This is a genomic window from Mesobacillus boroniphilus, assembly GCF_018424685.1.
GTDB classification, from domain to species: domain Bacteria; phylum Bacillota; class Bacilli; order Bacillales; family Cytobacillaceae; genus Mesobacillus; species Mesobacillus boroniphilus_A.
This window is the reverse complement of sequence record NZ_QTKX01000001.1, coordinates 47485-60063: the sequence shown is the minus strand read 5'-3', so window position 1 is coordinate 60063 and position 12579 is coordinate 47485. Positions and strand designations below refer to the sequence as shown.

Annotated in this window: 12 protein-coding genes; 5 read left to right on the top strand and 7 right to left on the bottom strand. The window is 42.0% G+C overall.

The features are described 5' to 3' along the window. Positions 1-33 precede the first annotated feature (33 nt). Positions 34-1779, bottom strand: a complete 1746-nt coding sequence (locus DYI25_RS00355; RefSeq protein ID WP_213365562.1) for a phospho-sugar mutase — start codon at positions 1777-1779, stop codon at positions 34-36. A gap of 389 nt (positions 1780-2168) precedes the next feature. Continuing rightward, positions 2169-3707 (bottom strand): bifunctional GNAT family N-acetyltransferase/carbon-nitrogen hydrolase family protein, encoded by a 1539-nt coding sequence (locus tag DYI25_RS00350; protein WP_213365559.1) that lies wholly within the window; start codon positions 3705-3707, stop codon positions 2169-2171. Positions 3708-3986: 279 nt separating this feature from the next. Between DYI25_RS00350 and DYI25_RS00345 the strand changes: the two genes are divergently transcribed. Together DYI25_RS00345 and DYI25_RS00340 are read left to right on the top strand one after the other, a co-directional pair. Next, complete coding sequence (locus DYI25_RS00345; protein ID WP_213365555.1) at positions 3987-4424, top strand: disulfide oxidoreductase; 438 nt, start codon at positions 3987-3989, stop codon at positions 4422-4424. Between the two features lies 1 nt (position 4425). Then, complete coding sequence (locus DYI25_RS00340; RefSeq protein ID WP_213365552.1) at positions 4426-4896, top strand: thioredoxin family protein; 471 nt, start codon at positions 4426-4428, stop codon at positions 4894-4896. Between the two features lie 89 nt (positions 4897-4985). Here the strand turns inward: DYI25_RS00340 and DYI25_RS00335 are convergent, their stop codons facing one another. After that, positions 4986-5384 (bottom strand): YhcU family protein, encoded by a 399-nt coding sequence (locus DYI25_RS00335; protein WP_213365550.1) that lies wholly within the window; start codon positions 5382-5384, stop codon positions 4986-4988. A gap of 206 nt (positions 5385-5590) precedes the next feature. Here DYI25_RS00335 and DYI25_RS00330 point away from each other — a divergent pair, with 206 nt between their 5' ends. After that, on the top strand, positions 5591-6511 hold the full coding sequence (locus DYI25_RS00330; protein WP_213365547.1) for an RluA family pseudouridine synthase: 921 nt from the start codon (positions 5591-5593) through the stop codon (positions 6509-6511). A 60-nt stretch (positions 6512-6571) separates the two neighbouring features. Here DYI25_RS00330 and DYI25_RS00325 read toward each other — a convergent pair whose 3' ends face one another. From DYI25_RS00325 to DYI25_RS00310, 4 genes are all read right to left on the bottom strand, one after another. Next, the gene (locus DYI25_RS00325) at positions 6572-6826 is read right to left on the bottom strand and encodes a GlsB/YeaQ/YmgE family stress response membrane protein (protein ID WP_213365543.1); all 255 of its coding nucleotides are present in this window, start codon (positions 6824-6826) and stop codon (positions 6572-6574) included. A gap of 450 nt (positions 6827-7276) precedes the next feature. Continuing rightward, complete coding sequence (locus DYI25_RS00320; RefSeq protein ID WP_213365539.1) at positions 7277-8104, bottom strand: aldo/keto reductase; 828 nt, start codon at positions 8102-8104, stop codon at positions 7277-7279. Between the two features lie 252 nt (positions 8105-8356). After that, positions 8357-8740, bottom strand: a complete 384-nt coding sequence (locus DYI25_RS00315; protein WP_213365536.1) for a DUF302 domain-containing protein — start codon at positions 8738-8740, stop codon at positions 8357-8359. Between the two features lie 168 nt (positions 8741-8908). After that, positions 8909-9091: an H-type small acid-soluble spore protein gene (locus DYI25_RS00310; protein WP_213365533.1), complete on the bottom strand. Its 183-nt coding sequence runs from the start codon at positions 9089-9091 to the stop codon at positions 8909-8911. Between the two features lie 148 nt (positions 9092-9239). Between DYI25_RS00310 and DYI25_RS00305 the strand changes: the two genes are divergently transcribed. Beyond that, entirely contained in the window at positions 9240-11063 is a 1824-nt protein-coding gene (locus DYI25_RS00305) for a dihydroorotate dehydrogenase (protein WP_213365530.1), read from the top strand. A gap of 162 nt (positions 11064-11225) precedes the next feature. Continuing rightward, positions 11226-12527, top strand: coding sequence for an NCS2 family permease (locus DYI25_RS00300; protein WP_213365527.1), 1302 nt, complete (start codon positions 11226-11228; stop codon positions 12525-12527). Positions 12528-12579 lie beyond the last annotated feature (52 nt).

Sequence of the window (12579 nt, the reverse complement as noted above, 5' to 3'; positions counted from 1 at the left end):
TGAATACTTCCTTTCAGCTAAATCTTAGTTGTCTTAGAGGTTCTTTGCTGCTTCCATCTTCTTTTCAACTACCTCCATGAAATCCTGTTCGATTTTTTGGAGTTTCTGCTTACTTTCTGACAGGCTCTTGTCGTTCACACCAAAATAAAACTTGATTTTTGGCTCAGTTCCAGAAGGGCGAAGGCACACCCAAGTGCCATCCTCAAGATAGTATTTAATAACGTTAGAAGAAGGAAGCTGGATTTTTTCTTCCTCGTTGTTTTCATTCACTCTTACACCTGTTAAATAATCTTCCACTGCCGTGACTTTCAATTCACCGAGCTGCTTAAGCGGCGCCTGGCGGAAGACTCCCAGTGTTTTCTGGATTAATTCTGCGCCTTCTTTTCCTTTTAACGTGAGGGAACGAAGCCCTTCCTGGTAGTAACCATATTTTTCAAATACACTTAGAAGCGCTTCGTACAAAGACATGGCATTCTTTTTGTAATATGCGCAAACCTCGACAGCAAGCATCGCAGCCTGGACTGCATCTTTATCCCTGGCAAAGTCGCCAATTAAATATCCATAGCTTTCTTCATACCCAAACAGGAATTTATATTCTCCTGAGTCTTCGTATTGTTTAATTTTTTCAGCTATGAACTTGAAACCAGTAAGGACATCGATTGTTTCGATTCCAAAAGACGAAGCAATTTTACGGCCAAGTTCGGATGTCACGATTGTTTTGAATACGGCTCCGTTCGCTGGGAGAGTTTCTTTCTCTTTCTTTTGCGTCAGGATATAATGCAGCAGCAGTGCCCCAGTCTGGTTTCCAGTCAGGACAACGTACTCCCCAGCCGGATCTTTTACAGCAATACCAAGACGGTCAGCATCCGGGTCTGTGGCGATTAACACATCTGCATCGATTTTCTTTCCCTCACGGATGGCCAGCTCAAATGCTGCATGCTCTTCTGGATTCGGGCTTTTTACAGTCGAAAACTCAGGATCAGGGAGCTCCTGTTCCTTTACTACCGTTACATTTTGATATTTAAGGTTGGTCAGGATATTCCGGACAGGCATATTGGCAGTGCCATGCAATGGTGTGAATACCACTTTTACATCGGCTTCATCTGCCAGGGTTGGATTTTCGGAAATCGTCATCAGTTTCTCGAGATAAGCACGGTCTACTTCAGATCCAATCATCTTGATCAAACCTTTTTCCTTTAACTCATGCTCGTCCATTACCTCAATTGATAATTCATTTTCAATTTCGTTTACCTTCGCGATTACTTCATCAGCACTATCTGGAGGCAGTTGGCCGCCATCAGGACCATATACTTTATAGCCATTATATTCAGGCGGGTTATGGCTGGCGGTAATGACGATTCCTGAATAAGCATGCAGATGCCGTACCGCGAATGACAGCTCCGGAGTAGGGCGCAATTCTTCAAAAACATATGTCTGGATGCCGCGTGTTGCCAATGTCTTTGCGGCTTCCATAGCAAATTCAGGTGATTTATGGCGGGAATCATAAGCAATCGCCACACCACGCTGCTTCGCTTCATTCCCTTGTTCTTCTATGTATGCTGCCAGTCCGGCAGATGCCTTGCGAACAGTGTATAAGTTCATCCGGTTGGTTCCAGCGCCAATCTCTCCGCGCATGCCACCAGTCCCGAATTCCAAGTTTTTATAAAAAACTTCCTCTAAATGCTTCTCGTCTTCTTTAAATGAGTCAAGCTCAGTTTTAAGCTCCGGGTCCAATCCCGTAAAACCAAGCCATTTCTCGGCTTTCTTTTTCCAATCCATCAAATGACCTCCCGTAAATAAGATTTGAATCTTACAGCTAATTATAAAACAAGATTGAGCATGTTTGATAATTTTTGTGCTAACTTGTTAAATTGTTTTCGTATCATTTCAGTGATATTTGGGATTTACACCACCTCATTGGTGACCTCTTTTTCCAGCTCCTAAAATTTCAGAGCTCCAATACGCCTTATTGGTGACCTCTTTTTCTTGTTTCTGGCAATTTAGGGCACTAATCACCCTTAGTGGTGACCTCTTTTTCCGGTTGATGGGATTTCAAGGTTTCATATTGGAAGTCAAAATGATTATCGAGTTACGGTCTCAGCCAATTCAAATAACACTGAAAAACACCTGGGGAATTCAGCTCTTTTCCCCAGGTGCTGTAACTTGTTCTACTTCTTATACTGAATGCGGTAAATATCGTGTCTGCGGTCTTTCAGTTGGCGGACTGTGCCGTCCTGGCGCTGGCGGCGCAGGATTTCAAGGTCCACATCGCCAATCATGACCATTTCAATATTCGGATTCGTTTCTCCGACAATGCCGTCCCTGGCAAATTCGAAATCAGATGGCGCGAAAATTCCAGACTGGGCATATTGGATATCCATGTTTTCTGTTTGCGGCAGGTTTCCGACCGTACCCGAAATGACGGTGTAGACCTGGTTCTCGACGGCTCTCGCCTGAGCGCAGTAACGGACCCGCAGATACCCCTGGCGATCCTCGGTACAAAACGGCGTGAAGATGATTTTTGCTCCCATATCAGTGGCAATCCGCGCAAGCTCAGGGAATTCAATATCATAACAGATCTGTATTGCGATTTTGCCGCAATCTGTATCGAATACCTTCAATTCATCCCCGCGGCTGATGCCCCACCATCTTCGTTCATTTGGCGTAATATGAAGCTTGTATTGTTTGTCGATTGTGCCGTCCCGACGGAAAAGGTAAGAAATATTATAAATCTCATCATCATCTTCTTTTACCAAATGCGAGCCGCCGATGATGTTGACATTGTACCGGACTGCTAAATCCGTGAAAAGTTCAATATATTGCTCTGTGTATTCAGTCACTTTTCGGACAGCGAGCGAAGGTGATTTTTCATCCATGAATGACATAAGCTGTGTCGTAAAGATCTCCGGGAATACCGCAAAATCTGAGCCAGCATCCGCAGCAACATCCGTAAAGTATTCAACCTGGTGTGCCAAATCTTCAAAGGACTTGATTTTTCTCATCATATACTGGACAACGCAAATTCGGACTGGGTTGCTGGTTTTATAGAACCTCTTCGACTTTGGCTGGTAGTCAACATTATTCCATTCCATCAATGTCGCGTATTTATTGGACTGGAGGTCATCCGGCAAATAGTTAGGATTGATCCTCATCAGCGTGAAGTCATTTCTCAACTGGAATGAGAGTACCGGGTCATAGATTTTATGCGATGCGACCTGGCGTACATATTCACGAGGTGACATTTCTTCTGCATGGAGATGATAATTTGGGATCCTGCCGCCGATGATGATACTTTTCAGGTTCATCTGCCTTGCCAGATCCTTTCTTGCTTCATACAAACGGTATCCGACCTTCATCCTTCTGAACTCCGGATGGGTCATGACTTCAATTCCATATAAATTATAGCCATCTGGATTATGGTTCGTAATATAGCCTTCATCTGTGACATCATCCCAGCTGTGGCGATCATCGTATTCATCAAAGTTTATAATCAGACTTGAGCAGGAGCCAACTACCTTCCCATCATATTCAGCGACAAATTGGCCTTCAGGAAAGATTTCAAGATGGCTTTCCAGCTGATCAAGCTTCCATGGCTGCATCCCAGGAAAGCAGCTGTTCTGCATTTTAATGATTTCTTCAATATCCTCTTGCTTCGTGTTGCGGATGATCATTCGTTTTTCAAATTTGGACAAATCCAATTCACTCATATTATCCTGCATCCTTTCAATAAATAAATTCGCTTTGTATAAGGCCTTTACTGTTACTTCTTATGTAAAAAAAGAATAAAACTAAAAATCATCATCATATTCCTATACCCTAAATGGATCGGTTATAACTCTTTATTTAGCTTCTCCCTTTATATTGGGAAAAATTATTTCACATAATGTTAATTGAATTATTTTATTACATTCCTTAAGATGTAATGAGAGATATTTCTTTTATAAAGAATGTTTAAATAGAGATTACATAGCTTAGGGGAGATTAGCTTGAAAGAGACGAAAAAAGATCCGAGGGAGTCGTTTTTATTTGCGGCTTGGGCTACATCGATCATCGCCATGTTTGGCAGTTTGTATTTCTCAGAAATCCGGCAGTATGAGCCTTGTCTGCTGTGTTGGTATCAGCGAATCCTGATGTATCCTTTTGCCTTGATACTGGGTATAGCTGTGGTCAAAAAAGATTATAAGATTTCCTTTTATACGATGATTATGGCAGCTGTCGGCGGATTGATTTCACTGTACCATTATTCATTGCAAAAGGTGCCTTTCATGGCTGACAATGCTGATACTTGCGGGAGAGTGCCTTGTACAGGCCAATATATCAACTGGCTTGGTTTCATTTCAATCCCATTCCTGGCTTTAACTGCATTTATCATTATTTTTTCATTAAGCCTGATAATCTGGAAGAAATCTAAGGAGGAAGCATAAGTTGAAAAAGGTTATTATTTTTTTATTAATTATCATTGGATTATTCGCAGCATTATTTTTGGTAAATAAAGCGCAAAATGAGGAAAAGGCAGAGGGAAATCCATATGGGAAAGATACACTTCACCCAGAAACCGTCAAACAGCTGGATGATCCGAACTATAAAAATATCATCTTGCCTGAAAATCTAAAGGAAAAAATTGAAAACGGTGAGGATGTTACTGTTTATTTCCACAGTCCTACATGCCCTCACTGCGTCCGGACCACTCCAGTCGTTGCCCCTCTAGCAGAGGATATGGGTGTTGATCTCGTACAATACAACCTTCTGGAGTTTGAACAAGGATGGAATGATTTTGGTATCGAATCGACTCCAACAATTGTACAATACAAAGATGGAAAAGAAATCAACAGGATCGTTGGCTACCAGGAAGAAGCGACTTTTGAAAATTGGTTCAATGAAAACACTTTAGAATAACGTCAAAACGCCTGCGAATCGCAGGCGTTTTCATTTAGGTTAGATATTGAATGTTTCCAATTGGCGACTGTCCGACAACAGTGCAGTACTTATAGTAACAGTCTATTGGCGGCTTTCGTATAAGTACTGATATAATCTAGATGAACATGCTTGGAGTCAGAAAATTGACTGTAATTAAATGGGAAACAAATTCCGTAGTCTGTCAATGTCTGCACATTTTTGCGGAACATCGACTGATATTTTCCAGGAATATGGCCAGACTCCAAAATAGAGATCAATGTCTGCATGCTTGTGATCACCTTAAAGGCATCTCCGAGTGTACTGAATCTCTCGAACTGTTCTGGTCTTGTATGTAATACTTCAAGCCTTTCAAATTCATGAATGTCTTCATCCGAAAAGTACAATGGAAAAATATCTGTGTAAAAATACCTTGCCAGTTCTATTACTTTCTCTTCTTGTCCGGGTGTAGACGCAAAAACAATTTTCAATGTTCGACCCACCTTTTTATACCCTTTTGTAATCTATTCGTAATATATATACCTAGAATAACATATCCATTCCATTTAACTGGGTGGTAATTATGCCCATGCATGCGGTAAAAGTTGACAGATTCCTCTCTATTGTAAACGAGTTGTTTAGAAGGCTGTTTTCGTTAAGCAACAATAAAAATAAACAAACAAGTCAGGAGACAAATATGATTCAAACTAACAAAAAAGCCGAATGGTTTGAACTGGTCATTCCCGTTGAATGGGAAAGACACACTCTTGAAACTCTTTTCAAGGATTTTTGGAAAGCCCCGAAAAAATTGGTCCATCACTTAAGGATGGAAAAGAACGTCCTGATTAACGGACAAATTCCCGATTGGACACACCCACTCAAAAAAAATAATCGCTTAAGCATGAAGCTTTTTGCTGAAGAAGAGGTAACTGTCAGCCCTGAATACTTGAATGTTGATGTCATCTATGAGGATGACCATCTGATTGTATTCAATAAACCGGCAGGAATGGACACCCACCCAAATGAGAGCGGCCAGGGTGGCACTCTGGCGAATGCGGCCGCTTTCCATATGCAGTCAAATGGAGAGATTACCCGCCCACGTCATATACACAGGCTTGACCGGGACACAACAGGTGCTGTGCTATTTGCCAAATACCCGCTAATAACAGCTATCCTCGATAAAATGCTTGAGGAACGTGCCATTAAAAGAACCTATTTGGCGTTGGCTGACGGAGTCATCAGACAGAAAAAAGGAACAATCAATAAACCAATAGGCCGCGACCGGCATCATCCAACAAGAAGAAGAGTTTCGGAGACAGGCCAACAGGCCATCACCCATTTTAAAGTATTGGATCAAACGAAAAAGGAAAACCTGACCCTTGTCCAATGTATACTGGATACCGGCAGGACTCATCAAATTCGGGTGCATTTCAGCACTATAGGCCATCCACTCGCTGGGGACAGCCTTTACGGCGGAAGCGATGCATTTCACAGACAAGCACTGCATGCGGTAAAAATGGAATTCACCCATCCGTTTACACAGGAAAAAATTATCTGCCACGCACCTTTTATCGACCATTCACCGATATTTATTAATATTGATCCGTATGAGATTTAAGGATACGCCTTTAAATTTTCCCACAAAAAAATCCTTCCGAAGTCGGAAGGATTTTTCTTATTAGTCAGCTTTACTCATGCTCTTCATTACAAGACTGACGATGAATACTAATGCAATCGCACCGATCAATGCCGGGATAATTGCAAAGTCAGCAACGACAGGTCCCCAGTTTCCTAAGATTGCCTGTCCAATCCAAGCACCTACGAAACCAGCAATGATGTTACCGATGATGCCACCAGGAATATCTCTGCCCATAATCAATCCTGCTAACCACCCAATAATACCACCAATAATTAATGCCCAAAGAAAACTCATCATAATGTTTTTCCTCCTTAAAATGTAGATGTATTTTACAAGTAGTAATAGTGCTAAGGGGTTTTACACCCTTTTAAAGAGTTCAAACTGCAGTGATGTAAAATTAGCTATGCTGATTTTCATTGCTTCCCGGGAGCTAAACAGCTTGCTCTAACCTTATATTACCTCAAATTCCATGGTGTTAAACCAAGGGGTTCTGCAGTCTAACAAGCAGTATTCTAAGAAGTTGAATCTTGTTGTTTTCTGCTTGTACAACTACATTACCACCCATAGATTATTTTAAAACCTTCCTGGATTTAATTAAGCCCTAACAATTGTCAGCACGCAGTTTCCTCTTTCTTTTAATGTATCCATTTCTTTAAATAAAAAACGGACTGATTGGAATTCAGTCCATCATTGTGAAAAAATTTCATTTTAAAAACTCCATAATTGGATGCTGTTTTAACTGCTTCAAAAATCAATATGATCAGGATCTCCTCCAAATCGTTGGTCCTTGTTAAGTCCATTTATCTTTTCCAGCTCTTTTTGACTCAGCTGGAAATCGAAAATATCGGCATTTTCTTTTAACCTTGAAGGTGTGACAGATTTAGGAATCGGGATAATTTGATTTTGCAGGTGCCACCTTAAAATGATCTGGGCAGGGGTCTTTCCGTACTGTTCCGCAATCTTACCGAGCACAGGTTCATCAAAGAATCTCCCTCTGGACAATGGTGACCATGCTTCTACTTTAATATCATTTTGCTGACAGAATTCACGCAGTTCAACCTGGGACAACAACGGATGAAGCTCTATCTGATTGATAACCGGCTTTTCACTGGCATGGGCCAGAAGGTCTTTCAAATGATGTATTTTAAAATTGCTGACACCAATCGCCCTCACCCTTCCTTTGCGATACAACTCTTCAAGAGCACGCCATGTTTCTAAATATTTGCCTTTTACTGGCCAGTGGACAAGATAGAGATCCAGATAGTCCAGCCCTAATTTCTCCATGCTATCGTCGAAGGCCTTCAACGTATTGTCATAGCCCTGCTCCGAATTCCAGACCTTCGTTGTGATAAATAATTCTTCCCTTGGTATCTCGCTGTTTCGGATGGCCTGACCAACACCTTCTTCATTCTGGTAAAAAGAAGCTGTATCTATTAGCCGGTAACCAATATCAAGCGCAGTTAGGATCGTTTCTTCGATTTGTTCACCTGCCTCGACTTTATAGACACCGAGACCAAAAGCTGGCATTTTCACTCCATTATGTAAGTTAATCGTATCGAATATGCTCGCCATAAATCCCCCTCCTTTTTTATCCATTTTAGCTCTCAGGGAAGCCAAATACAAATCAAAACGGCTGCCAGACCGACAGCCGCAAAATCTATATAAACGGCTCATCGGCCGAAATTTTCCGTGTTGATTAATCTATAAGTTCCCGGCAAAAATTTGTCCTAAACAGCCGGACAATACTTTTTTTAAAAATGGGCTTATCTTTATTTTTCGAACGTAAAAAAGCCCGGGACAGAATCCCGGACTTGTGGTTTAAAATTATTTAATATCGTCAATTGCACCAATCAGCCTTTTTTCAATATCTGCGGCGATTGCTTGTAAATCATCATTTTCAACAAATTTAATCAGTTCCGCTGGCTTCGGAAGGCCAACCTTGGTTATACCATTATCTTTATATACTACAATTTTACAAGGGAGAAAATAGCTTACAATAGGATTCTTTTCAAGTACTCTTTTCGCTTCATGCGGGTTGCACACTTCCAGGATGATATAGTCACCGTCAAGTTCCACACCTTTACCAGCTAATGTTTCCTTCATATTCAGAGACCAAAGTACACCAAATTTTTCATTTTTCAAGCTTGCTTCAAGTGCAGATACTGCTTCATTCATTGACTTGTCCACTTCAATAGTATGATGGAACATGTTCATCTCTCCTTTCGATTTTAAAAAATACCTCTCATTCATGGCAGATAAACCACTATAGGTATTATAAATATTGTGCCATAGGAAAAAACCGCCGTACACTATTTTGCATTACGGCGGTAAGTGTGTTCGTATAAGGAGGTTCCTCCACCTTATTTTAGTCGCTGCTTAAGACCTTTCCTGCAGCTCGGTAATCTCCACAGTTGTCCTTTCTTCCAGCGGTCCGCGCAGATGAACAGTCGCAGTGCGTCCATCCTCATTCAAATGATCAATCCACACGGATGCACCATTATAAGTAACATCTATTTCTGCAGACGATGACAATATTTGTTTTACTCGATTCAAATCCATATTCTTACCTCCGCAATCAATTTTCTCCCCTATTTTAGCTAGAAGCATTTCTTTTTATTCGCTCCTGAAAATTATATATGCCCGATTGCCACGTAATTGGTAAGATTACGTTAAAATAAAAGTAAAACCATAAATTCAGGAGGTCATTATGCCTGATTGGTCATATCACCCTTTATTTAAACCATGGCTGTCCATTCTGCCCGGAAATGCAGGACGTGAATTTATCCACCGTGGAATGTCCATCCTTTCACAGCTTCCAGGGGGCAGGCCCTTCATCGAGTTTCTTGGACATATGTCACCCTCGGAAAAATTGTCACGCAATCTGTTTGGGATTCTTTTCAAAAGCCCGGTTGGCTTAAGCGGGAAGATTGACCCGAAATTATCGGGAATCCACGCCTTCCCGAATCTTGGCTTTGGTGCCATTGAAGTTGGTCCCATCACCAAATTTCCGAGAGAGCCTGAAACAGCAGCATGTCTTTCAAAAACAAAAGATGCCTTGATCCTGCCTGAATATGCCGAGACAATTGGACATTCCGCCACGAAAAACAAACTAACAAAATCACAGACAGTGCCAGTCATGATCCGACTTGAGGAACCGCTAATCATTGCGGAGCATTTAAAAGATGTTGGCGATGCCTTCATAATCGAATTAGATTTAATCCAGAGCATTAATGATCTCATACATATAAAAAAGGTTCTTGAAAACAAGCCTGTTCTTTTAGCTATTAGGCATTCGTCTGTTGCTGACAATCTCTTGAAGCTTCAATCAGCAAGTCGACTTGTAGACGGAATCATGATTAAAGAAGAATTTATTTTAACGGACGGCAAACAAATCCTCCCGCTCCGACAAACAGATAGAATAGTCCATGCTGTTCACATGATAAAAAATGAAATTAATTTACCGGTCGTTACCTCTGGAGGCGTTGCTGAACCCGCCGATGCGCTCGCCCTTTTTGAGGCAGGTGCGGAACTAGTCTTTTTATCAGGGGGCTATGTCGCATCAGGACCAGGTTTGCCAAAAAGAATTAATGAAGCGCTTCTTGACGAACTAGGATACGAGAGGAAAGAGCTTCCTGGCTGGATCTGGTATTGGCTGTTCGGACTTTTCATACTGCTTGGAGGAGCCTTGGTCTTATTCTTTAGTTTCACGAAGGTCATCCTCTTCTATGATGAAGCATTCTTGCAAATTACCCGGCTTGAATTGATGGCCTATAATCCCAATCTTTATAAATTCATGTCACATGACAGGATGACACTCGCCGGGACGATGATTTCCGGGGGCTTCATCTATATGCAGCTTGCGCGCCATGGCATCCGCTATGGAATCCACTGGGCAAAAAGAGCTTTCAATATCGGGGCGATTACTGGATTCCTGGGGATCATGCTTTTTCTTGGATTCGGTTATTTCGACTGGCTGCACGGTTTGTTCTGGCTCATTTTGCTGCCTTTTTACCTCATGGGCTACATAAAAACACGCTCAGCAAATCAATCACCTTCGTCAAAAAACCGTACAAACCATTCATCCTGGAAGAGAGCCATATATGGCCAGTTATTGTTTGTCATCCTTGGTTTCTCCTTTGTGGCAGGCGGGTTCGTAATATCGACAATTGGGGCGACATATGTCTTTGTTGATACCGACCTGAAATATATTTGCATGACACCAGACCAATTGAATGAACTGAACGAAAAACTGATCCCAGTCATCGCACATGACCGCGCAGGCTTTGGCAGCGCACTCTTCAGTGTTGGCTTACTTGTACTAACTCTGTCGCTATGGGGATTCCATGAAGGGTCTGTCTGGGTATGGAGAACCTTCCTGATTGGAGGAATTCCCGCTTTTACAGCAGGAATTTTCACGCACCTTTATATAGGTTACATTGATTTTATCCACCTGCTGCCTGCCTATTTTGCATTGGCGCTATATATTGGCGGGTTATGGCTTACGAAAGATTACTTCAAATCTAGAATATGATTCAGGACTCACTTGAGTCCTTTTTTAATTGCTTAAAATGCTTTATTAGTGTGATACTAATTAAAAAAATCCTTTTTTTTTTAAATCCGCACTTGTAATATAAGCTAAAAACGAATAATATATTTATTGTGTTTAAAATCGTTCGTATTTTTGGAGGAACTCATGTTTAAATTAAAAGAGAACAACACGAATGTAAAAACAGAAATGATTGCCGGTTTAACGACCTTTTTCACAATGGTCTATATCGTTGTCGTCAATCCTATCATCCTGGCTGATGCCGGCGTTCCCTTTGAGCAAGTTTTTACAGCGACAATCATCGCTGCTGTAATCGGTACGCTGTGGATGGCCTTATTTGCTAATTATCCAATCGCGATCGCTCCTGGTATGGGGCTGAACGCTTACTTTGCCTACTCTGTTGTTGGCAACAACCAGAACATTTCATATGAGACAGCATTCGCTGCGGTTTTCATCGCGGGTTTAATATTTGTCATCCTGTCACTGACTCCATTCCGTGAAAAGTTGATTGAAGCTATTCCAGCCAACTTAAAGCACGGAATCACCGCAGGTATTGGACTTTTTATTGCTTTCATCGGTTTGCGTCTTACAGGAATCATCACCGACCACCCATCGAACTTGGTAGGCCTTGGGGATCTGCATTCCCCATCTGCAGTGCTGGCATTGATTGGTCTTGCGGTCACGCTTGTCTTAATGGTGCTTAAAGTGAATGGAGCATTGTTCCTGGGAATGGTTGTCACTGCATTGATCGCCTTCTTCACTGGCCAATTGGACTTCAAAGAAGGTTTCATGTCTATGCCATCACTTCCTGAAGGCATGATTGTCCTGAATCCATGGACAGCATTGATGGATGTTGTACAAAACAGCTTATACGCAGTTGTCTTTTCTTTTATCCTGGTGACAATCTTTGATACTACTGGAACAATGATCGGTGTAGCCCACCAGGCAGGCTTGATGAAAGGAAATTCAATGCCGCGTGCAAGAGAAGCATTGCTGTCGGACTCGATCGCAACTGCCGCTGGTGCTATGTTCGGAACAAGTCCGACGACGGCATATATTGAATCATCATCAGGTGTTGCAGCAGGAGGACGTACAGGCCTCACTTCCCTTACAGTGGCTGGGCTTTTCATCCTCGCTGCATTCTTCGGACCGCTTGTCAGTGCAGTTTCCGGATTGTCAGCAATTACTGCTCCGGCACTGATCATTGTCGGAAGCTTGATGATGGGCAGTATTTCACAAATCAGCTGGGACGAGCTTGACGAAGCATTCCCTGCTTTCCTGATCATCTTGAGCATGCCGCTTACATCAAGCATCGCAACCGGCATCGCGCTTGGATTCATTTCCTATCCTTTACTGAAAGTAGTGAAAGGACAATGGCGTGATGTTCACCCGCTGCTTTACGTTTTTGCAGTGCTGTTCTTTTACCAGCTTGCTTTCTTGCCACACTAAACCGGAACCCGCCTTACAGCGGGTTCTTTTTTTATAGATTGTTCTAACACTT